The organism is Pseudomonas sp. QL9, from assembly GCF_041409665.1.
GTDB lineage: Bacteria > Pseudomonadota > Gammaproteobacteria > Pseudomonadales > Pseudomonadaceae > Pseudomonas > Pseudomonas knackmussii.
In genome coordinates this window covers 2,190,401-2,213,344 of sequence record NZ_CP166971.1, presented here as the reverse complement: position 1 = coordinate 2,213,344, position 22,944 = coordinate 2,190,401, and the positions used below count along the sequence as shown (strand labels likewise).

The 22,944-nt window shown below is 66.2% G+C and carries 14 protein-coding genes; 11 read left to right on the top strand and 3 right to left on the bottom strand.

Going from position 1 to position 22,944, the window contains the following annotated elements:
• Nucleotides 1-24 precede the first annotated feature (24 nt).
• From ACA097_RS10505 to ACA097_RS10485, 5 genes are all read left to right on the top strand, one after another.
• Nucleotides 25-8,124, top strand: coding sequence for an Hpt domain-containing protein (locus ACA097_RS10505; RefSeq protein ID WP_371370084.1), 8,100 nt, complete (start codon nucleotides 25-27; stop codon nucleotides 8,122-8,124).
• The gene (locus tag ACA097_RS10500) at nucleotides 8,117-9,154 is read left to right on the top strand and encodes a chemotaxis protein CheB (protein WP_371370083.1); all 1,038 of its coding nucleotides are present in this window, start codon (nucleotides 8,117-8,119) and stop codon (nucleotides 9,152-9,154) included. The genes ACA097_RS10505 and ACA097_RS10500 overlap by 8 nt, the downstream gene beginning before the upstream one ends.
• Nucleotides 9,151-9,663 (top strand): chemotaxis protein CheW, encoded by a 513-nt coding sequence (locus ACA097_RS10495; protein WP_371370082.1) that lies wholly within the window; start codon nucleotides 9,151-9,153, stop codon nucleotides 9,661-9,663. The genes ACA097_RS10500 and ACA097_RS10495 overlap by 4 nt, the downstream gene beginning before the upstream one ends.
• A gap of 7 nt (nucleotides 9,664-9,670) precedes the next feature.
• Entirely contained in the window at nucleotides 9,671-10,459 is a 789-nt protein-coding gene (locus tag ACA097_RS10490) for an AraC family transcriptional regulator (protein WP_371370081.1), read from the top strand.
• Between the two features lie 73 nt (nucleotides 10,460-10,532).
• Nucleotides 10,533-11,144 carry a LysE family translocator gene (locus ACA097_RS10485; protein WP_043248647.1) on the top strand — a complete coding sequence of 204 codons (612 nt, stop codon included), beginning with the start codon at nucleotides 10,533-10,535 and terminating at the stop codon, nucleotides 11,142-11,144.
• A 4-nt stretch (nucleotides 11,145-11,148) separates the two neighbouring features.
• Here the strand turns inward: ACA097_RS10485 and ACA097_RS10480 are convergent, their stop codons facing one another.
• Nucleotides 11,149-11,868, bottom strand: coding sequence for a 16S rRNA (uracil(1498)-N(3))-methyltransferase (locus tag ACA097_RS10480; protein WP_371370080.1), 720 nt, complete (start codon nucleotides 11,866-11,868; stop codon nucleotides 11,149-11,151).
• A 77-nt stretch (nucleotides 11,869-11,945) separates the two neighbouring features.
• Nucleotides 11,946-13,349: an adenosylmethionine--8-amino-7-oxononanoate transaminase gene (locus tag ACA097_RS10475; RefSeq protein WP_160285654.1), complete on the bottom strand. Its 1,404-nt coding sequence runs from the start codon at nucleotides 13,347-13,349 to the stop codon at nucleotides 11,946-11,948.
• A 151-nt stretch (nucleotides 13,350-13,500) separates the two neighbouring features.
• Here ACA097_RS10475 and ACA097_RS10470 point away from each other — a divergent pair, with 151 nt between their 5' ends.
• The 3 genes from ACA097_RS10470 (at nucleotide 13,501) to ACA097_RS10460 (ending at nucleotide 16,399) form a co-directional block, all read left to right on the top strand.
• Nucleotides 13,501-14,991: a flavin monoamine oxidase family protein gene (locus tag ACA097_RS10470; RefSeq protein WP_371370079.1), complete on the top strand. Its 1,491-nt coding sequence runs from the start codon at nucleotides 13,501-13,503 to the stop codon at nucleotides 14,989-14,991.
• Nucleotides 14,992-15,238: 247 nt separating this feature from the next.
• Nucleotides 15,239-15,793 carry a cytochrome b gene (locus ACA097_RS10465; RefSeq protein ID WP_371370078.1) on the top strand — a complete coding sequence of 185 codons (555 nt, stop codon included), beginning with the start codon at nucleotides 15,239-15,241 and terminating at the stop codon, nucleotides 15,791-15,793.
• 30 nt (nucleotides 15,794-15,823) lie between these two features.
• On the top strand, nucleotides 15,824-16,399 hold the full coding sequence (locus ACA097_RS10460) for a YceI family protein (protein WP_371370077.1): 576 nt from the start codon (nucleotides 15,824-15,826) through the stop codon (nucleotides 16,397-16,399).
• 43 nt (nucleotides 16,400-16,442) lie between these two features.
• Here the strand turns inward: ACA097_RS10460 and ACA097_RS10455 are convergent, their stop codons facing one another.
• Entirely contained in the window at nucleotides 16,443-16,892 is a 450-nt protein-coding gene (locus tag ACA097_RS10455; protein WP_043248660.1) for a MarR family winged helix-turn-helix transcriptional regulator, read from the bottom strand.
• A gap of 268 nt (nucleotides 16,893-17,160) precedes the next feature.
• On the opposite strand from ACA097_RS10455, the gene mexA reads away from it, so the two are divergent.
• From mexA to ACA097_RS10440, 3 genes are read left to right on the top strand one after another with little or no spacing between them, the layout of a single operon-like run.
• The gene (mexA, locus tag ACA097_RS10450) at nucleotides 17,161-18,309 is read left to right on the top strand and encodes a multidrug efflux RND transporter periplasmic adaptor subunit MexA (RefSeq protein WP_371370076.1); all 1,149 of its coding nucleotides are present in this window, start codon (nucleotides 17,161-17,163) and stop codon (nucleotides 18,307-18,309) included.
• Between the two features lie 15 nt (nucleotides 18,310-18,324).
• Nucleotides 18,325-21,468, top strand: coding sequence for an efflux RND transporter permease subunit (locus tag ACA097_RS10445; protein WP_160285657.1), 3,144 nt, complete (start codon nucleotides 18,325-18,327; stop codon nucleotides 21,466-21,468).
• Between the two features lies 1 nt (nucleotide 21,469).
• Complete coding sequence (locus ACA097_RS10440; RefSeq protein WP_043248666.1) at nucleotides 21,470-22,921, top strand: AdeC/AdeK/OprM family multidrug efflux complex outer membrane factor; 1,452 nt, start codon at nucleotides 21,470-21,472, stop codon at nucleotides 22,919-22,921.
• The last annotated feature ends 23 nt before the right edge of the window (nucleotides 22,922-22,944 follow it).

The window sequence follows — 22,944 nt, the reverse complement described above, 5'->3', positions numbered from 1 at the left end:
CACAGACACATGAGTGGAGTGGCTATGGGTGATCGGCACGATTATGTCGCCCTCGAATGGGTGAAAGGCGAGATTGCCGAAACGCTCAAGCAAGCGCGGCAGGCTCTGGAGTCCTATGTCGAAAATCCGCAGGATCCGACGCGCATGGGCTTCTGCCTGGCCTATGTGCATCAGGTGCGGGGCACTCTGCAGATGGTGGAATTCTACGGCGCAGCCTTGCTCGCCGAAGAAATGGAGCAGCTCACCCAGGCCCTGATCGACAAGCGCACCCCCAGCCAGGGCGAGGCCCTGGAAGTGCTGATGCAGGCCATCCTGCAGCTGCCGGTCTACCTCGATCGCATCCAGAGCGCGCGCCGCGACCTGCCGATGGTCGTGCTGCCACTGCTCAACGACCTTCGCGCCGCGCGGGGCGAAAAGCTGCTTTCGGAAACCAGTCTGTTCGCCCCCGACCTGTCCCACGGCAAGCCGGTACTGCCGGTAGATGCGCTGGCCCGGCTGCAGACCGCCGAGCTGCCAGCCCTGCTGCGCAAGCTGCGGCAGATGCTGCAGGTGGCGCTGGTTGGCGTGATGCGCAACCAGGATCTGGCCACCAACCTGGGTTACATGGCGCGCGTCTTCGCTCGCCTCGAAACGCTGTGCGCTGAAGCGCCGCTCGGTCGCCTGTGGACTATCGCCTCGGCCATCGTCGAGGGGCTGGCCAACGGCAGCGTCGCCAACGGCACTACTGTTCGCAACCTGCTGCGCCAGGTTGATCGCGAGGTTAAACGCCTGGTCGAGCAGGGCGTCGAAGGCATGAACCAGCCGGCGCCGGACGAGCTGGTGAAGAACCTGCTTTTCTACGTTGCCAAGGCCTCCGACCAGACGCCCAAGGTGCGTGCGGTCAAGGACGAGTACCGCCTGGACGAAGCCCTGCCGGGTGCTGCAGTGGTCGACGAGGAACGTGCGCGCCTGGCCGGTCCCGACCGCGACGCCATGCGCTCGGTGGTCGGTGCCCTGTGCGAGGAACTGGTTCGCATCAAGGACAGCCTAGACCTGTTCGTGCGCAGCGACCGTTCCGCAGCGTCTGAACTCAAGGGCTTGGTGACTCCGCTCAAACAGATCGCCGATACCCTCGCGGTGCTCGGCTTTGGTCAGCCGCGCAAGGTGATCCTCGACCAGATCGATGTGGTGGATGCATTGGCCGATGGCCGGCGCGAGCCCAGCGACGCGACCCTGATGGATGTCGCCGGTGCGCTGCTCTATGTCGAGGCGACCCTGGCCGGCATGGCAGGTCCCGCCGAAGAGCAGGGCAGCGAAGAGAACCGTCTGCCGACCACCGACGTCGAGCAGATCCACCAGGTGGTGATCCGGGAAGCGCGCAATGGCCTGGAGCTGGCCAAGGACGCGATCATCGAGTTCATCGCCTCGCAGTGGAATCACGAGCATCTGACTCGCGTGCCGGAGCTGCTGACCCAAGTCCGCGGCGGCATGGCGATGATCGGCCAACCGCGCGCGGCCAAGCTGCTGGAGTCGTGCAACAGCTACATCCAGGAGCAGTTGCTGGCGCGCAAGGCCGTGCCTGATTGGCAGAGCCTGGACACCCTGGCCGACGCCATCACCGGGGTCGAGTACTACCTCGAGCGCCTGTCCGAGGACCAGAGCAGCTCGGGCGAGCTGATTCTCGATGTCGCCGAGGAAAGCCTGGGCGCCCTCGGTTATCCGTCGCAACCGCGTCCCTCGATCCTCGACCTGCCGCCGGTCATCGAGCCAGAGGCGCTGGACGAAATCGCGTCATTGGCCGCCATGGGCGCTGCCGAAGCTGCCTTGGAGCAGGGCCTTGAAGCGCCGCTCGAGCCTGTCGAGGCTGAGCTGCCCGAAGCTGAGCCGCTGGCGGACGCACCGATCTTCGAGCTGCCGGTGGTCGAGGAGGAGCTCGCCGCTGCTCCAGATATCGACATCGCCTGGGAGCTGCCCGCGGCCAACGAAACTGCTGCTGAGGCAGAGGCCCCGAACGGGGCGTCGTTCACCGAGAGCGAGCCGGAGCTGCTGGTTTCCGATGACAACTGGACCCTGGCGGAAAGCAAGCCGGTCGAGGCCGCCGAAGCCGGCGTCGACCTGAGCCTGGATGCCCCGCTGGACGCCCCGGTCGAAGCGGTCGGTGAGTCGGACTGGACGCTGTCGGAGGGACTGTCGGCCATTCCGACCGTTGAACCGCTGACCGAGGTCGTCGACTTCTCCACGCTTGGCGAGTCGACGGAAGCTGTCGAACCCGGCTGGGAGCTGGCAGAGCCGGCCCCCGTTGCCGCGCCGAACGATCTCGAGCAGACCTGGAGCCTGGACGAACTGCCGTCGCTCGACTCGCCCGCAGCGCCGGTCGACGACGAAGCCTGGAGCATTTCCGAAGAACCTTTCAGCGCGCCAGGCGAAACCCTGGGGTCGAGCTGGACCCTCGATGAACTGCCGGCGCTGGATGCCAGCGCCGAACTGCCCTTGGCCGATGAAGCCTTGAGCGAGCCGGCAATTGGCGCCGGTGCCGAACTGAGTTGGGACATCGAGTTGGAGGCACTCGCGCCTGCAGCAGGCAACGAGGCAGCTGAGCAAGCCCTGTCCGGCGCTGACGAGCCCGTGACCTTCGAGGCGCTGGAGTCGCAACCCGCCGAGCTGCCGACGCTGGAATCCTGGGCAGAAGAAATCCCTCTCGAGACGCTGGTTTCCGAGGAGCAGCCAAGCGCCGCCGAGCAGGCCTGGGATGCCCTGGACATGGCCTCCCTGGATCTCCCCGAGGTCGAATTGCCGTCGCCGCCCGCCGCCCTTGAGGTGGCCGAAGTCGTCGAGAAGCCCCTTTCGCTCGCGGAAGTGATGGCCGCGCCGACCCAGGCGATCAACCCGCCCGCCCGCGAGGTGCCGCCGAGCCTCTTGCCGCCGCCCGCCGACGAGGAGCCGGTGGATGACGACCTGCGCGAAGTCTTCATCGAGGAAGCCGGCGAGGTTCTGGAAACCATCCACGAATACCTGCCGCGCTGGCACGCCGACGGTGACGACCGCGAGGCGCTGACCGAGATCCGCCGCGCCTTCCACACCCTCAAGGGCAGCGGACGGATGGTCCGCGCGCTGGTCATCGGCGAATTGGCCTGGTCGATCGAGAACCTGCTCAACCGCGTGCTCGACCGTAGCATTAGCGCGCATCCGGCCGTTCTGCAGGTAGTGGGCGATGTGGTTGCTCTGATGCCCGAGCTGGTCGAAGAGTACGCCGCAAGCGCCCAGCGCCAGCGCGATGACGTCGATCTGCTGGCCGCCACCGCGCACGCCCTGGCCAAGGGGCAGCCGCTGCCGCCGCAGCCGCAGCCCTCTGATGAAGAGGCCGAGACCGTCGCGGAAAGCGCGGATGTGGACGCCGAGGACAGTGAAGAGGCGCTCGATCCGCAACTGCTGGAAATCTTCCGCAACGAGGCCGAAGCGCACCTGGAGACCCTGGTGCACTTCCTCGCCGACTGCGATCGCGAATTGCCGCAGGCCGTCACAGACGACCTGCAGCGCGCGCTGCATACCCTCAAGGGCAGCGCGCACATGGCCGGCATTCTGCCGATTGCCGATATCGCCACGCCGCTGGAGCGGCTGGTCAAGGAGTTCAAGACCAACCTGCTGCAGATCGACCTGCGCGAAGCCGAACTGCTGAAGGTGGCCGAGCGCCTGATTCGCGACGGACTCGAGCAACTCAGCGCCCGCCAGCCGTTGGCGCCGATCGAGGGCAGCGACGAACTGCTCGCCCGTATCGCGCAGATCCAGCAGGAGCGCCTGGACGCCGTCGCGGCTCAACGTCGCGGCGATACTGCGACTGAAGTGGCCGATCCACACATGCTCGGCGTGTTCCTCGCCGAGGGCATGGATATCCTGCTCGACGCCGAAGACCTGCTGCATCGCTGGCGCGAGCACCCCGAGGAGCGCCTCGAACTGGGCGCGCTGCGCGATGAACTCGCGACCTTGGGGCGCGGTGCGCAGCAGGCTGAATTGCCGCAGATGAACGAACTCTGCGAGGCGTTGCTGGCGGTCTACGAGGCTGTGCAGCAGGGCCGCCTGAAAGTAGGTGAAACCTTCTTCTCCGCCGCCGAGGAGGCGCACGAAGCGCTGATCGGAATGATGGACCAGGTGGCGGCCGCCCTGCAGGTTTCGCCCTGCCCGCGCGAAGTGGCTGCGCTGCACGGTCTGCTGGACGCCGACCCGTTGCAAGACGAGCCTGCCGAAGCCGAAGCCGAAGCCGAAGCCGAAGCCGAAGCCGAAGCCGAAGCCGAAGCCGAAGCTGCATCGCCGCTGGCCGGACTGCCGGAGGTCGAAGAGGAGTTCATCGATCTCGATGCCCTGACCGCGGAAGATTTCCCCGCCGAGGACGAAGAGCTGCTGCTCAACCCGCGTCCCACGGCGCCGGAAGACTTGCCCGAAGGCCTGCACTGGCCAGCCGAAGCGCCCGAGTCGCGCGAGCCGGAAAGCGAAGCGACCGGCGTGGTCGACCTGCAAGTCGCGGGCGCTCCGTCGCGTGTGCTCGACGACGAGATGGTGGCGATCTTCCTCGAAGAGGCAGTCGATATCCTCGAAAGTGCCGGCCAGGCCCTCGAACAATGGCGCCAGGCGCCGGAGACCCTGGCGGCCTTGTCGACGCTGCAGCGTGACTTGCACACCCTCAAGGGTGGCGCCCGCATGGCCGACATCCGCGAGATCGGCGATCTTTCCCACGAGCTGGAGTCGCTCTACGAAGGCCTGCTGGATCGTCGATTCCAGGCTTCCGCCGGTCTCGCCGACCTGCTCCACGCCTGCCACGACTGCCTGGCCGTGCAGCTCGATCAGCTGCAGGCGGGCCAGGTGCTGGCCGATCCGGCGGCGCTGATCCAGAGCATTCGCAATTTCCGCAACAACCCGACGGCGGACTTGACTGAGTCCGCCGCCGCCCCCGAGCTTGCCGCCGAAGCCGAAGCCGAAGCCGAAGCCGAAGCCGAAGCCGAAGCCGAAGCCGAAGCCGAAGCCGAAGCCGAAGCCGAAGCCGAAGCCGAAGCCGAAGCCGAAGCCGAAGCCGAAGCCGAAGCCGAAGCCGAAGCAGTGGCCCTGCTGCCCGAGGTCGCGGAAGAACTGTCGGCGGAGGTTGTCGAGTGGCCGGAGCCGGCTGTCGAGGTCGAGCCTGCGCCGCTCAAGGAAGTCGATCTGCAGACCTTCCTCGACGAAGCGGAGAGCGAGCCCGAGGCGCTCGAGGCCTCGGCCGAAGCCGAGGCCATCACGCCGCCGGCAGCCGTCGAAAGCAGCTTCGAGGTGCATGACCAGGAGCTGGTGGAAATCTTCCTGGAAGAGGGCTTCGACATTCTCGAAAGCGCTGCCGGCGAGCTGCAGCGCTGGATGGCCAATGTCGACAACAGCGTCGAACTCGAAGCCTTGCAGCGCGACCTGCATACCCTCAAGGGTGGCGCGCGCATGGCCGAGATTCGCCCCATCGGCGATCTCGCCCACGAGCTGGAATACCTCTACGAAGCGCTTTGCGCCGGCCGTCTGCGCGCCAGTTCGCAGCTGTTCGGCCTGCTGCAGAGCTGCCATGACCGCCTGGCGGAGATGCTGGAAGCTGTTCAGGCGCACCGTGCCGTGCCCGATGGCACTGCGCTGATCGAGGCCATCAACCACTTCCGTAGCAATCCCGACGAACAACTGAACGTTCCCTCCAGCGTCAGCCTGCAGCCGCTGATGGACCGCCTGCCGTTGCTGGACGAGCCGGCAGCGGACATCCTGGACATCTTCCTCGAAGAGGCGGATGACCTCCTCGAAGGCATGGAGCAGGCCCTGGGCCGCTGGGACGCCGAGGGCGACCACGGCGCGCTCGATGAACTGCTGCGTATCCTGCACACCCTCAAGGGTGGCGCGCGTCTGGCCGGGCAAGTCAGTCTCGGCGACCTCGCGCATGACCTCGAAGAGCACCTCACCGATGCCCAGCGCCAGGGCGCGCCCTGGCCGGACAGCCTGCTGCTGGACGTGCAGTCGGGCTTCGAAGGGCTGCAGAGCGAGGTCGATACCCTGCGCCAGCGCATCGACGAGGCCGATGCCGCCGTCGAGGCCGAGGCTGCACCGCGCCTGCCGGAAGTGCTGGAGCAGCCTGAGCTGCCGGAACCGATCGAGGCGATGGTGCGCGCGCCGTCGCTGCCCGGCGGTGCGCTCATGGCCGTTGCCGAGCCGGTGCGTAGCGAAGCACCGAAGGTCCTGCCCTTCGTTCAGCGTGCCCAGGAGGCAGCGCAAGCCGCCGCCGCACGCCGCGCTCCGCAAGAGCTGGTCAAGGTGCCGGCGCCGCTGCTGGAGAGCCTGGTCAACCTGGCCGGTGAGACCTCGATCTTCCGCGGTCGAGTCGAACAGCAGGTAAGCGATGTCGGCTCGACCCTGGCGGAAATGGAAGCGACCATCGAGCGGGTGCGCGACCAGCTGCGCCGCCTCGACACCGAAACCCAGGCGCAGATTCTCTCGCGCCACCAGGCCGACGCCGAGCGCGCCGGCTACGAAGACTTCGATCCGCTGGAGATGGACCGCTACTCGCAACTGCAGCAGCTGTCGCGGGCCCTCTTCGAATCGGCTTCCGACTTGTTCGACCTCAAGGAAACCCTGGCGACCAAGAACCGCGATGCCGAGACCCTGCTGCTGCAACAGGCACGGGTGAACACCGAACTGCAGGAAGGGCTGATGCGTACCCGCATGGTGCCCTTCGACCGCCTGGTGCCGCGTCTGCGGCGTATCGTCCGGCAAGTTGCCGGCGAACTGGGCAAGCAGGTCGACTTCATCGTCGGTAACGCCGACGGCGAAATGGACCGCACGGTGCTGGAGCGCATAGTCGCGCCCCTGGAGCACATGCTGCGTAACGCCGTCGACCACGGCATCGAATCGGCCGACGTCCGTCGCGCCGCCGGCAAGCCCGAGGTCGGCAGCATCCGCCTGACCCTTGGCCGCGAGGGTGGCGACATCCTCCTGACGCTCGCCGACGACGGCGGTGGCATCCGCCTCGATGCGGTGCGCCGCAAGGCCATCGAGCGTGGCCTGATGGCGCCCGACGCCGATCTGTCCGATTTCGAAGTGCTGCAGTTCATTCTCGAAGCCGGCTTCAGCACGGCCGAAAAGCTGACGCAGATTTCCGGCCGCGGTGTCGGCCTGGACGTGGTCAACGCCGAGGTCAAGCAACTCGGCGGCTCGATGAACATCCATTCGGACGCCGGGCAGGGCACGCGCTTCGCCATTCGCCTGCCGTTCACCGTGTCGGTGAACCGCGCGCTGATGGTGCTCTCCGGCGAAGACCTCTACGCGGTCCCGCTGAACACCATCGAAGGCATCGTCCGCGTTTCGCCGTACGAGCTGGAAGCGCTCTATGAAGGCGCCGCGGTCGATGGCCATGCACCACGTTTCGAGTACGCCGGACAGGACTACGAGCTGAAATACCTCGGCGACCTGCTGAACAACGGGCAGCAGCCGAAGCTGGTCGGCCAGTCGCTGCCGCTGCCGGTGATCCTGGTGCGCTCCGCGGAGCACGCGGTGGCGGTGCAGGTCGATGCGCTCGCCGGCTCCCGCGAGATCGTGGTGAAGAGCCTGGGCGCGCAGTTCGCCGGGGTCAGCGGGATCTCCGGCGCGACCATCCTCGGTGACGGGCGCGTGGTGGTGATTCTCGACCTCCTGGCAACCATCCGTGCGCGCCTGGCAACCCTGGCACTGCACACCCAGCCGCGCCGCGCGCTGCCTTCCGCGCCGGTGGACGGCGAGCAGCTGCGGCCGACCCTGGTCATGGTGGTGGACGACTCGGTCACCGTGCGCAAGGTCACCAGCCGCCTGCTGGAGCGCAACGGCATGAACGTGCTGACCGCGAAGGACGGGGTGGACGCCATCGCCCAGCTGCAGGAACACAAGCCGGACATCATGCTGCTGGACATCGAGATGCCGCGCATGGACGGCTTCGAGGTGGCGACCCTGGTCCGCCACGACGAGCGCCTGAAGGACCTGCCGATCATCATGATCACCTCGCGGACCGGCGAGAAACACCGCGAGCGCGCCCTGGCTATTGGTGTCAACCAGTATCTGGGCAAGCCCTATCAGGAATCCGAGCTGCTCGACAGCATCCAAGAACTGGTGAAAGCCCATGTCTGAACAGGCTGGCGCAAGGATCGCGGTACTGGCCGACACTTCGCTGCAGCGCCATGTGCTGCAGCAGGCACTGATCGGCCATGGTTATCGCGTGGTTCTCAACGCCGATCCGGGACGGGTCGACGAGGCGCAATTGACCGAGTGCGATACCGACCTGTGGCTGGTGGACCTGGCCCAGCAGGAGGATTCGCCGCTGGTGGACAGCCTGCTGGAGCAGTCCAGCGTGCCGGTGCTGTTCGGCGAGGGGCACGCTCCGGAGCGGCATTCGGAACACTATCCGCGCTGGGAGCGGCGCCTGGTCGGCAAACTGCGCCGGCTGGTCGGCGACCCCAGCGCGAACGTTGCGCAGAGCCTGGAGGCGCTGCTCGCCGAGGCACAACGACCCACACGCATCGCTTTGCCGGAGGACCTCGCGGCTTCGCCGCTGCAGGCCGGCGAGCCGGCCCGGCAGGTCTGGCTGCTGGCGGCCTCGCTGGGCGGCCCCGCTGCGGTGAAGGCTTTCCTCGATGCGCTGCCTGGCGGGCTGCCACTGGCGTTCCTTTATGCGCAGCACATCGACCCGGCTTTCGAAGCGAACCTGCCGCAGGCCGTCGGCCGGCACAGCCAATGGCACGTCAATCCGGCGCGCGATGCGGACTGGCTGCGCTGTGGTGAGGTAGTCGTTGTGCCGGTACGTCAGGAACTGGGCTTCGCCGACGACGGCCGCATGCGGCTGGGCGAGCGTCCGTGGCCGGAGCCCTACAGTCCGTCCATCGACCAGATGATGCTCAACCTGGCCCAGCGCTTCGGTAGCCGCTGCGGGGTGATAGTCTTCAGCGGCATGTGCAGCGACGGCAGCGCCGCCGCCGCCTACGTACGACGCCAGGGCGCCGAGATCTGGACCCAGCGTGCCGACAGCTGTGCCTGTTCGAGCATGCCCGACAGCCTCCGCGAGGGTGGCTACAGCAGCTTCTCGGCCGATCCGCGCGAACTCGCCGCGGCCCTGGTCAACCATCTGGCCGCGCAGTGTGCGACCACTGGAGTGGAGTCATGAACGATCTTTCCGTGCGCCAGGAGGCCGAACCGGCCGCCGTCGCCAATCCGCCGGCTGCAGGCGATACGCCGGCCAGCCTCACCGGTCTGCTGGTGCCCTTGGCCGACCGCACGCTGCTGTTGCCCAACGTAGCGGTGGCCGAACTGATTCCCTATCGTGCGCCGCAGGCCCAGCCGGGGCTTCCGGCCTGGTACCTCGGCCAGGTGGCCTGGCGCGACCTGCGCCTGCCGCTGCTGTCCTTCGAGGCCGCTTCCAACGGTCACGCGCAGATCGGCCACGGTGCCCGGGTGATAGTGCTCAACGCGCTGGGCGGCCGTCCGCATGTGAAGTTCCTCGCCCTGCTGGCCCAGGGGATTCCGCGCTCCTACAAGGTCGGGCCGGAACTGGCGCGCGCCAATGTCGAGCTGGCTCCCCTGGAGCTGGCGGCGGTGAAGATCGGCGACGATCTGGCGCTGATTCCCGACCTGGTCGCGCTGGAACAGAAGCTCGCCGACCTCGGACTGCTCTGAGACTGGCATGACGCTGCGACACGCCTGGCTGGGCGATTTCGAGGTCGCCAGTGCCGAGCTGAGCGGGCATCGCTTCGAAAAACACAGCCACGACGAATTCGTCATCAGCGCTAATCTGCGCGGCGCCGAGCAGGTCTGGCTGGATGGCCGCACCTTCCACGCCGGTCCCGGCGACATCACGGTCTACAACCCCGGGCAGATCCAGGGCGGCGGCGCCGCCGATGGGCAGCCCTGGCGCTTCGTCAGCCTCTACCTGCCGGAAACGACCCTGGCCGAATGCCTCGGCCTGCAACGCGTCGCCTTCGATCAGCCATTGCTGAGTCAGCCGCACCTGGCCGCTGAGCTTTCCGCTGCGGTGGAACAGGTGCTGGGCGCTGACAATTTTGTCGGTGAGCGTGGCGAGGAGCGCCTGACCCTGGTGCTGGGGGAGCTTGCGCAGGACGTTGGGACCCATCTGCCGCGCGTTTCCGCGCTGGGTCGGCGGCCGGTGGAGCGCCTCCAGGAGCTGCTGGCCGAACACCTCTGCGAACCCCTCGGGCTGGACGAGATGGCCGCTCAGCTGCAGGTTTCCAAATTCCACCTGCTGCGTGCTTTCAAGCAGCACACGGGCATGAGCCCACGGCAGTGGGCCATGCAATTGCGCACCCGGAGGGCGCTGGCGCTGCTTCGCGACGGCCATTCCGTCGGGCATGCCGCGCACGCGCTGGGCTTTGCCGACCAGAGCCATCTGACCCGGCACTTCCACGCCGCCTATGGTGTCAGTCCAGGGCGTTATCAGCGCGTGCTGCGCAGCTGAGCAATCCGGTTCAAGTTTTTCCTGCGACCACCGGCGACAATCGGCCTTCCGCTGATCGTTGGAGTCTTTCGCCGTGCTAGCCATCTTCCTCGCCGCCTTGTTGTTCGGATTCGCCTTCAACGTTTCGCCCGGCGCGGTGTTCAGCGAGACCTTGCGTCGCGGCCTCACCGGCGGCTTCCGTCCGGCACTGCTGGTGCAGCTGGGGTCGCTGATCGGCGATGCGGTCTGGGCGCTGGTCGGGCTGACCGGGCTGGCGTTGCTGCTGGCCCACGACCAGGTCCGTGTGCCGCTGACCCTGGCTTGCGCCGCCTACCTGGCGTGGCTTGGTATCCAGGGCCTGCGCGATGCCTGGCGCCCGCCGTTGGGCGAGGCGGAAGCGACGGCTGCCAACGGCAATGCCTTCGCTTCCGGCGCAGCCATTTCCCTGTCCAACCCGAAGAACATCGTCTATTGGGGCGCGCTGGGCAGCGCCTTGGCGGGCATCGTCGAGGGGGCGCCGAGCCAGGCGCAATCGCTGGTGTTCTTCGCCGGCTTCATGCTCTCGTCGCTGATCTGGTGCTTCCTGTGCGCCGGCCTGGTGGACTGGTTGCGGCGCAACACCTCGCTGTTCTGGCACAGGGTCAGCTATGCCGGTTGCGGCGTGCTGTTGCTGGGGCTGGCCGGATTGGCGCTGCGCGGGATCTGACAGGTCAGAAGTCGCCCCAGAGCTGCTGCGCCACGCTCAGCGCGACCACTGGAGCCGTCTCCGTGCGCAGTACGCGAGGGCCGAGACGGGCCGCAAGGAAGCCGCCAGCGCGTGCCTGCTCGACTTCCGCGTCACTCAGCCCGCCCTCGGGGCCGATGAGGAAGGCCAGGCTGGCCGGCGGCGCGTGGCTTACCAGCGGCTCGGCGACTGGGTGGAGGACGAGCTTGAGTTCCGCCTCGACGCCCTGCAGCCATTCGGCCAGGGTGATGGGTGCGTTAATTTGCGGCAGCACCGAGCGGCCGCACTGCTCGCAGGCGCTGATCGCGATCTGCCGCCAATGCGCGGTGCGCTTGTCGGCGCGTTCGTCCTTCAGACGCACTTCGCAGCGCTCGCTGACGATCGGGGTGATTTCCGAGGCGCCCAGCTCGGTGGCCTTCTGGATTGCCCAGTCCATGCGCTCGCCGCGCGACAGGCCCTGGCCGAGGTGGATGCGCAGTGGCGATTCGGCGAGGCCGGCGAAGGCCTCGCGCAGTTCCACGCGCACGCTCTTCTTGCCGACTTCGATCAGTTCGCCGAGGAATTCCTGGCCGGAGCCGTCGAACAACTGCACGGCATCGCCGACGGCGTGGCGCAGCACGCGGCCGATGTAGTGGGCCTGGGCTTCGGGCAGTTCGTGCTGGCCGAGGGAGAGGGGAGCATCGATGAAGAAACGGGAGAGGCGCATAAGGGCAGCTGCAAGCGGCAAGTGGAAAGCGGCAAGTCTAAAGCCTTCGGCTTGCCGCTTATAGCTACCCGTGCCCGCTAGCCCGGATCGCGGTGATCCGGGTAAAGGCCGCTCACCGCCACGCTGACGCTGTCTCGGCAGGCGATGTCGATGCCTTCGCTGGCGACTTCGGCGAGGAAGTCGATTTCCTCCGGGGTGATCACGTACGGCGGCAGGAAGTACACCACGTTGCCCAGCGGGCGCAGCATGGCGCCGCGCTCCAGGGCGTGCTGGTAGACCTTCAGGCCACGGCGCTCCTGCCACGGGTAGGCGGCGCGGCTGGTCTTGTCCTGGACCATCTCGATGGCCAGGGCCATGCCGGTCTGGCGGATTTCCGCGACGTGCGGGTGGTCGGCCAGGTGCGCGGTCGAGGAGGCCATGCGCGCGGCCAGGGCCTTGTTGGCCTCGATGACGCGGTCCTGCTCGAAGATGTCGAGGGTCGCCAGGGCTGCCGTACAGGCCAGCGGATTGCCGGTGTAGGTGTGCGAATGGAGGAAGGCGCGCAGGGTCGAGTAGTCGTCGTAGAACGCCTGGTAGACCTTGTCGGTGGTCAGCACCGCGGCCATCGGCAGGTAGCCGCCGGTGAGCGCCTTGGACAGCACCAGGAAGTCCGGGGTGATGCCGGCCTGCTCGCAGGCGAACATGCTGCCGGTGCGGCCGAAGCCGACGGCGATCTCGTCGTGGATCAGGTGCACGCCGTAGCGATCGCACGCTTCGCGCAACAGCTTGAGGTAGATCGGGTGATACATGCGCATGCCGCCGGCGCCCTGGATCAGCGGCTCGACGATCACTGCCGCCACCTCATGGTGATGCTGTTCCAGGGTGCGTTCCATGTGCTCGAACATGGTCCGTGAGTGCGACTCCCAACTCTCTCCCTCGGCGCGGAAGTAGCAGTCCGGGCTGGGCACCTTGAGGGTGTCCAGCAGCAGCGACTTGTAGGTCTCGGTGAAGAGCGCGACGTCGCCGACCGACATCGCCGCCACGGTTTCGCCGTGGTAGCTGTTGGTCAGGGTGACGAAGCGCTTCTTGCTCGGCTGGCCGATGTTCTGCCAGTAGTGGTAGCTCATCTTCAGCGCCACCTCGATGCCCGAGGAGCCGTTGTCGGCGTAGAAGACGCGCGACAGGCCTTCCGGCGTCAGGCGCACCAGGCGCTCGGACAGCTCGACCACCGGCTGGTGGCTGAAGCCGGCGAGGATCACGTGCTCCAGTTGGTCGACCTGGTCCTTGATGCGCTGGTTGATGCGCGGGTTGGCGTGGCCGAACACGTTGACCCACCAGGAACTGACCGCATCCAGGTAACGCTTGCCCTCGAAGTCCTCGAGCCACACTCCCTCACCACGGCGGATCGGGATGACCGGCAGGCGTTCGTGATCTTTCATCTGCGTGCAGGGGTGCCAGAGCACCGCCAGGTCGCGCTGCATCCACTCGGCGTTGAGGCCCATGAGCTGTCTCCTCTAGAAGTCGGGCAAGCCTATGCAATGCCTCTTCGATGAACAAGGCGGGCGCCGCGACACACGGCAGATGGCGGCCTCTGGCCGCTCCTCGGGCGCTGGCGTATGCTGCGCGCCTTTGCAACATGCTGGGGGATGCACGATGAAAATGGGATGGCTGCGCGCGGCCAGTTTGCTGGCGCTTTCGGCGCTGAGCGTGGTGGCGCTGGGCAAGGACAAACAACCGACGGCGATCGTCGTGGGTGGCGGTCTGGCGGGGCTGAGCGCCGCTTACGAACTGCAGCATTCGGGCTGGGACGTGACCCTGCTCGAGGCCAAGCCGAGCATCGGCGGCCGTTCGGGCCTGGCGACCAGCGAGTGGCTGGGCAGCGCCAAGGTGCAGCCGACGCTCAATAGCTACCTGGATACCTTCAAGCTGAAGTCGGTGCCGGCGCCGGACTTCGTGCGTACCCCGGGCTACCTGATCGACGGCATCTACTACAGCAACGCCGACCTGCAGCAGAAGCTGCCGACCGTGGCGGCTGACCTGAAGCGTTATGAGAAGTCGCTGGACGAGCTGTCGGCGTCCGTCGAAGACCCGCTCAACCCGCTGGCGAGCAAGACTCTGTTTGCCCTCGATCAGATGAACGTCTCGCGCTGGCTGGACAAGCTGAACCTGTCGCCGACCGGGCGCATGCTGGTCAACCAGCGCATCCGTTCGCACTACGACGAGCCGTCGCGCCTGTCGCTGCTGTACCTCGCCCAGCAGGGCCGGGTCTATCGCGGCGTCGACGATCGCGACCTGCGCGCTGCGCGTCTGCCCGGCGGCAGCCAGGTGCTGGCCCAGGCCTTCGTCAAGCAGTTGAAGAACATCAAGACCAACACCCGTGTCTCGGCCATCGTGCAGGACAAGGACGGCGTCACCGTCAAGGCCGGCGCCACCAGCTACAAGGCGGACTACGTGGTGCTCGCCGTGCCGCTGCGCGCCCTCGGCCAGATCCAGTTGACCCCGGCCCTGGACGCCAAGCAGCAGTCCGCGCTGCGTGACACCAACTACGGCTGGCGTGACCAGATCCTGATGAAGTTCAAGCGGCCGGTGTGGGACGACAAGACTCGCCTTTCCGGCGAGATCTACAGCGACCAGGGCCTGGGCATGATCTGGGTCGAGCCTGCACTGAAAGGCGCAGCCAACGTGCTGATCAACCTGTCCGGCGATAACGCGCGCGTGATGCAGGCCTTCGGCGACCGCCAGATGGTCGACCAGGTGCTGATCCGCATGAACAAGTTCTATCCGAAGATGCGCGGTGCATTCGACGGCTACGAACTGCGCCGCTACAGCACCGACGTCGGTACCGGCGGCTCCTACCTGGCCTTCGGCCCAGGCCAGATCAGCCGCTTCTGGCGCGTCTGGGAGCAGCCTTCGGCTCGCGTCGCCTTCGCCGGCGAGCATACCGATGAGCTCTATCCGGGCACCATCGAAGGCGCCCTGCGCAGCGGTAAGCGCGCCGCTGGGCAAGTCCGCGACCTGGCCGCCGGCAAGAGCGTGAGCATCGAGGCCGCTGCACCGGCCAAGGCTGCCGAGGCGCCGGCCACCACCGTCGCTGCCGATGGCAAGAAGAAGGGCATGTTCTCCTGGTTCACCGATCTGTTCTGAACCGCAGTGGGAGACTTCCCCGCATAGAAAGAGGGCGCCGAAAGGCGCCCTTTTTCGTTGTGGCGCCAACGTTGGCGAATAAGTTCGTCTGGGAAGGTGTTGTAGGAAATATCCTGTGGAGGCTTTGGAACGGTCGTTAGGTGGCAAAGCTATCTTGTGAATCGATGTTTCAAAGCAGGAAATTCCACTTTCATTCGATGAATTTGCCGCTAGCCTTGCTGGTCCGGCTTTGTCAGGAAACCTCTAGATGCAATGGCGTAACTCGCCCTCCCGTTATGGTCTGGTCAGTCTTTTCCTGCACTGGGGCAGCGCTCTGGCTGTCTTCGGTCTGTTCGCCCTGGGGCTGTGGATGCGCGAACTGGACTACTACGACGCCTGGTATCACCGGGCTCCGGAAATCCACAAGAGCATCGGCATCCTGCTGCTGATCGCACTGGTGCTGCGGGTGCTCTGGCGCGTCGTCAGTCCGTCGCCGCCGGCCCCGGCCAATCACAGTCCGCTGGTGCGCAAGGCCACCAAGCTCGGCCACCTGACCATCTACCTGCTGCTGTTCGCGGTGATGATCGCCGGCTACCTGATCTCCACCGCCGAAGGCAAACCCATCAGCGTCTTCGGCTGGTTCGACGTCCCCGCAACGATCAGCGGCCTGCACGAGCAGGCTGACGTGGCCGGGGCCATCCACCTCTACCTGGCCTGGGCCCTGGTGGTCCTCGCCGTGCTCCACGCCCTGGCGGCGCTGAAGCACCACTTCCTCGACCGTGATGCGACCCTGGTGCGCATGCTCGGTCGCGCCAAGGATTGATCCAACCTCGCTGCACTAAGGAGATGCACCATGCTGAAGAAGACAATCGCCGCGCTGGCCCTGGGTTCCGCGCTGTTTGCCGCCGGCCAGGCCATGGCCGCCGACTACAAGATCGACAAGGAAGGCCAGCACGCCTTCATCGAGTTCCGTATCAAGCACCTGGGCTACAGCTGGGTCTACGGCCGCTTCGATGACTTCGACGGTGCCTTCACCTACGACGAGAAGAACCCGGCCGCCGACAAGGTCAAGGTGACCATCAACACCTCCAGCGTGAACACCAACCACGCCGAGCGCGATAAGCACCTGCGCAGCCCGGACTTCCTCAACGTCGGCAAGAACCCCACCGCGACCTTCGAGTCCACCGGGGTGAAAGTCGAAGGCAAGCAGGCCGAGATCGCTGGCAACCTGACCCTGAACGGCGTGACGAAGCCTGTCACCCTGAAGGCCGAGCTGATCGGCGAGGGCAAGGACCCGTGGGGCGGCTATCGCGCCGGCTTCCTCGGCACCACCACGCTTAAGCTGAAGGACTTCGACATCCAGCGCGACCTTGGACCGGCTTCCCAGGAAGTCGAGCTGACCCTGTCGGTCGAGGGCGTGCGCCAGTAAGCGCAATGCGACGGGAGCGCCGGCGAATGCCGGCGTTTTCGTTTCAGGAGGCGCCGTCTTCGCCAGGCAGCGAGTCCAGGCAGCGGCGCAGCAGGGTGGCGAGGGTTGCCTGCTCGGCGTCGTTCAGTGGCGCAAAGAGGTTTTCATGGGTTTCTGCGAGGATGCGCTGGGTCAGGCTGTCCACCGCCTTGCCGGCGTCCGTGAGGAACAGCTGGAAGCTGCGCTGGTCGTCCGGATTGCGCTCGCGCCGGACCAGGCCGCGTTCTTCCATTTCCCGCACCTTGCGGGTGATCAGCGCCTTGTCGCGGCACATCTGCCGGCCGACGTCCTGCAGGTTGAGGCCTTCGCTGGCGCCGATCAGTTCGAGCAGGCGGATGTCCGGCGGCGCCAGGTCGATGCCCTGGGCGTTGAGGCCCTGCAGCAGGCTGGCGCGCATATGGTCGAAAAGCGCCATCAGGCTCAGGGGCAGGTCGGGATTCAGGGAGCGGGTCATGGCAGAGATCGAGTAAACGGAATGTAAAGCCGATTGATCGGCTCGGTTATTTTTCTTATTTTAGTTGACGCTATCAACTTTAGTACAAGCCTTTTCCTGCCCTGCACGAATTCCGCTGAAGCTTGCGCCCATGGCTAAAACGTTTCAGTCCTTTTCGTTCCGGGCTTTCGGGCGTTTACAAACAGGCTTGAATGTAAGTATTTTGCCAGCCTTTCCGGCCCGGTGCCCAGGCGTCGAGTCGGCTGCTTATGCTCATGAGGACCACGATATGCAAAGAACGCCAGCCAAGAGCGCTCTGGTTTCGGCCTTGCTCGTCGCCTTGGCGACCCTGTCCGGCTGCGGCAAGAGCGAAGCCCCGCAGCAGGCGCAAATTCCGGAAGTGGGAATAGTCACCCTGCAGGCCCAGACGGTCTCCCTCAGCACCGAGCTGCCGGGCCGCACCAATGCCTACCGCGTCGCCGAGGTTCGCCCGCAGGTCAACGGCATCATCCTCAAGCGCCTGTTCAAGGAAGGCAGCGACGTCAAGGAAGGCCAGCAGCTCTACCAGATCGATCCCTCGACCTACGAAGCCACCTTCCAGAGCGCCCAGGCCAACCTGGCGGCGACCCAGCAACAGGCCGAGCGCTACAAGCTGCTGGTCGCCGACGAGGCGGTCAGCAAGCAGCAGTACGCCGACGCCCTTGCTGCTTCGCTGCAGGCCAAGGCTGCTGTGGAGAGCGCCAAGATCAACCTGCGCTACACCAAGGTGCTGTCGCCGATCTCCGGACGCATCGGTCGCTCGGCGGTGACCGAGGGCGCCCTTGTGACCAACGGCCAGAGCAACGCCATGGCCACCGTGCAGCAACTCGACCCGATCTTCGTCGACGTCACCCAGCCGTCCACCGCGCTGCTGCGCCTGCGCCGCGAGTTGGCCGCCGGCAACCTGCAGAAGGCCGGCGAGAACGCCGCCAAGGTCAAGCTGTTCCTCGAGGACGGCTCGGAATACCCGCTGGAAGGCAAACTGGAGTTCTCCGAAGTCTCGGTCGACCAGGGCACCGGCTCGGTGACCCTGCGCGCCGTGTTCCCCAACCCCAAGCATGACCTGCTGCCAGGCATGTTCGTCCACGCGCAGTTGCAGGAAGGGGTGAAGGACCAGGCGATTCTCGCCCCGCAACAGGGCGTGACCCGCAGCCTGCGTGGCCTGCCGACCGCTCTGGTGCTGGGCGCCGACGACAAGGTCGAGCTGCGCGAGCTGAAGGCCGACCGCACCGTCGGCGCCTACTGGCTGGTCACCGATGGCCTGAAGCCGGGCGATCGCCTGATCACCGAAGGCCTGCAGTACGTACAACCAGGCGTGAAGGCCAAGCCGGTGCCGGCGAAGAACGTCGCCCCCGCACCAGAGGCCGGCAAGCCCGCCGCTTCGGGCAGCCAGGGTTAACCAAGGGGTTTCGCAATGTCGAAGTTTTTTATTGACCGGCCGATTTTCGCCTGGGTGATCGCCCTGGTGATCATGCTGGCGGGCGGGTTGTCGATCCTCAAACTGCCGGTGAACCAGTACCCGGCCATCGCCCCGCCGGCGATCGCGATCCAGGTGAGCTACCCGGGCGCTTCCGCGGAAACCGTGCAGGACACCGTGGTGCAGGTGATCGAGCAGCAGATGAACGGTCTCGACCATCTGCGCTACATCTCCTCGGAGAGCAACTCCGACGGCAGCATGACCATCACCGTGACCTTCGATCAGGGCACCAGCCCGGACATCGCGCAGGTCCAGGTGCAGAACAAGCTGCAGCTGGCCACGCCGCTGTTGCCGCAGGAAGTGCAGCAACAGGGCATCCGCGTGACCAAGGCGGTGAAGAACTTCCTGATGGTCGTCGGCGTCGTCTCCGAAGACGGCAGCATGACCCGGGAAGACCTGTCGAACTACATCGTCTCGAACATCCAGGACCCGCTGTCGCGTACCCCTGGCGTGGGTGACTTCCAGGTCTTCGGTGCGCAGTACGCCATGCGTATCTGGCTGGACCCGGCGAAGCTCAACAGCTTCCAGCTGATGCCCAGCGATGTGGTCACCGCCATCCAGGCGCAGAACGTGCAGATCTCCTCCGGCCAGCTGGGCGGCCTGCCCGCGGTCAAGGGGCAGCAGCTCAACGCCACCATCATCGGCAAGACCCGCCTGCAGACCGCCGAGCAGTTCGGCAACATCTTCCTGAAGGTCGCCTCCGACGGCTCGCAGGTGCGCCTGAAGGATGTCGCCACGGTCGAGCTGGGCGGCCAGGACTACAGCATCAACGCGCAGTTCAACGGCAAGCCGGCCTCGGGTATCGCGATCAAGCTGGCTACCGGCGCCAACGCGCTGGACACCGCCAAGGCAATCCGCTCTACCCTGGAGCGCCTGAAGCCGTTCTTCCCCGAAGGCATGAAGGTCGTCTACCCGTACGACACCACGCCGGTGGTTTCGGCTTCCATCCACGAGGTACTCAAGACCCTGGGCGAAGCGATTCTGCTGGTGTTCCTGGTGATGTACCTGTTCCTGCAGAACTTCCGCGCCACCCTGATCCCGACCATCGCCGTACCCGTGGTGCTGCTGGGGACCTTTGGTGTCCTGGCGGCGTTCGGCTTCTCGATCAACACCCTGACCATGTTCGGCATGGTGCTGGCGATCGGTTTGCTGGTGGACGACGCCATCGTGGTGGTGGAGAACGTCGAGCGGGTGATGGCCGAGGAAGGCCTGCCACCCCGTGAGGCGGCGCGCCGCTCCATGGGGCAGATCCAGGGCGCCCTGGTGGGTATCGCCCTGGTGCTTTCCGCGGTGTTCCTGCCGATGGCCTTCTTCGGCGGCTCCACCGGTGTGATCTACCGGCAGTTCTCCATCACCATCGTCTCGGCCATGGCCCTGTCGGTGCTGGTGGCGCTGGTCCTCACCCCGGCGCTGTGCGCGACCATGCTCAAGCCCATCGAGAAGGGCGACCACGGCGAGCACAAGCGCGGCTTCTTCGGCTGGTTCAACCGCAGCTTCATCGCCGCCACCTCGCGCTACGAGCGCGGTGTCACCTCGATCCTCAAGCGCCGCGCACCCTACCTGCTGGTGTACGTGGTGATCGTGATCGGCATGGGCTGGCTGTTCAGCCGCATCCCCACCTCGTTCCTGCCGGACGAGGACCAGGGCGTGCTCTTCGCCCAGGTGCAGACGCCGCCGGGCTCCACTGCCGAGCGCACGCAGAAGGTCGTCGACCAGATGCGCGAGTACCTGCTCGACAAGGAAAGCGCCGCGGTCAACTCGGTGTTCACCGTCACCGGCTTCAACTTCGCCGGTCGCGGCCAGAGCTCGGGCATGGCGTTCATCATGATGCGGCCCTGGGAAGAGCGCCTGGGCGAGCAGAACAGCGTGTTCGCCGTGGCCCAGCGCGCCCAGCACTACTTCTTCACCATCAAGGACGCGATGGTCTTCGCCTTTGCCCCGCCGGCGGTGCTGGAACTGGGTAACGCCGTGGGCTTCGACATCTTCCTGCAGGACCAGGCAGGGGTAGGCCATGACACGCTGGTGCAGGCGCGCAACAAGTTCCTCCAGCTTGCAGCGCACAACCCCGTGCTGCAGCGCGTGCGCCCCAACGGTCTGAACGACGAGCCGCAGTACGAGCTGCTGATCGACGACGAGAAGGCCAGCGCCCTCGGTGTGTCCCTGGCGGACATCAACAGCACCGTGTCCATTGCCTGGGGCTCGAAGTACGTCAACGACTTCATCGACCGTGGTCGGGTGAAGAAGGTCTATGCCCAGGGCGAACCGAATGCGCGGATGAGCCCCGAGGACCTGGCCAAGTGGTACGTGCGCAACAGCAGTGGCGACATGGTGCCGTTCACCGCGTTCGCCACCGGCAAGTGGGTGTACGGATCGCCGAAGCTGGCGCGCTACAACGGTGTACCGGCCATGGAGATTCTCGGTGAGCCGGCCCCGGGCCGCAGCACCGGTGATGCCATGGCGGCGGTCGAGGAAATCGTCAGCCAGCTGCCGGCGGGTGTGGGTTACTCCTGGACCGGCCTGTCCTTCGAGGAACGCCTCGCGGGCTCGCAGACCACCGGGTTGTTCGTGCTCTCGACCATCGTGGTGTTCCTCTGCCTGGCGGCGCTCTACGAGAGCTGGTCGATCCCGTTCTCGGTACTGCTGGTGGTGCCGCTGGGGATCATCGGTGCGTTGCTCGCCACCTCGATGCGCGGGCTCTCCAACGACGTGTTCTTCAAGGTCGGTCTGCTGACCACCATCGGCTTGTCGGCGAAGAACGCCATCTTGATCGTGGAGTTCGCCAAGGAGCTGCACGAGCGGGAAGGCAAGCACATTGTCGATGCGGCCATCGAGGCCTGCCGCATGCGTCTGCGCCCGATCGTCATGACCTCGCTGGCCTTCGTCCTCGGCGTTGTGCCGCTGGCGATTTCCTCCGGCGCCGGCTCCGGTAGCCAGCACGCCATCGGTACCGGCGTGATCGGCGGGATGATCACCGCGACCGTGCTGGCGATCTTCTGGGTGCCGTTGTTCTACGTGGTGGTCAGCACCCTGTTCAAGGACAAGACGTCCAAGGAACAGGCGGCCGCCGAGAAGGGGCATTGATATGAGAAAGTCCTTACTCTCCCTGGCCCTGGCGGCTGCCGCACTGTCCGGCTGCTCGCTGATTCCGGACTACCAGCGCCCCGAGGCGCCGGTAGCCCAGGCCTATCCCCAGGGCCCGGCTTATGCCGGCGCCCAGGGCGTTGTCGGTGGCACTCCCGCCGCGGACCTGAACTGGCAGAGTTTCTTCAACGACCCGCAACTGCGTCGTCTGATCGACGTGGCGCTGGAAAACAACCGCGACCTGCGCGTCGCCGCGCTGAACCTCGAGGCCTTCCAGGCGCAGTACCGCATCCAGCGCGCCCAGCTGTACCCGGCGGTCAGCGCCGACGTCGCCGGTTCGCGCCAGCGCCTGCCGGCCAAGGTGTCGTCCACCGGCAACGAGATGATCAGCAGCCAGTACGGCGCGACCCTGGGCGTCACCGCCTGGGAGATCGACCTGTTCGGCCGCCTGCGCAGCCTGCGTGACCAGGCCCTGGAGCAGTATCTGGCCAGCGACGAAGCCCGTCGCAGCACCCAGACCGCCCTGGTGGCCAGCGTCGCCAACGCCTACCTGACGCTACGTTCCGACCAGGACCAGCTGAAGCTGACCCGCGACACCCTGGCCACCTACGAGAAGACCTACGCGCTGACCAAGCGCAGCAACGAGGTCGGTGTGGCCTCGGCGCTTGACCTGAGCCAGGCGCAGACTTCGGTCGAAAGCGCCCGGGCAGCCCTGGCGCAGTACACCCGCCTGGTCGCCCAGGACCAGAACGCCCTGACCCTGCTGCTCGGCACCGGCGTACCCGCCGATCTGCCGCAGGGCCTGGCGCTGGACCAACCGATTCTGGCCCCGATTCCAGCCGGGCTGCCGTCCGACCTGCTGCAACGCCGCCCGGACATTCTCGAAGCGGAACACCAGTTGAAGGCAGCCAACGCCAACATCGGCGCGGCGCGCGCGGCGTTCTTCCCGAGCATCAGCCTGACCGCCAACGCGGGTAGCCTGAGCCCGGACCTGTCCGGTCTGTTCGACGGCGGTTCCGGCACCTGGCTGTTCAAGCCGTCCATCAGCCTGCCGATCTTCAACGCCGGCAGCCTGCAGGCCAGCCTGGACCTGGCCAAGGTGCAGAAGAACATCCAGGTGGCGCAGTACGAAAAAGCCATCCAGACCGCCTTCTCGGAAGTCGCCGATGGCCTGGCCGCTCGTGGCACCTATGGCGACCAGTTGGCCGCCCAGCGCGCCCTGGTCGACGCCAACGCCCGGTACTACACGCTGGCCGAAAAGCGCTACCGCACCGGAGTGGACAACTACCTGACCCTGCTCGTTGCCCAGCGGTCCCTGTTCAGCTCTCAGCAGCAGTTGATCACCGATCGCCTGAACCAGCTCACCAGCGAGGTGAACCTGTACAAGGCGCTCGGCGGCGGCTGGCAGGACAGCACCGCCCAGAAGCAAGCCGCGCAACAGCCCAAGGGCTGACGCTGGCGCCAACGAAAACGCCG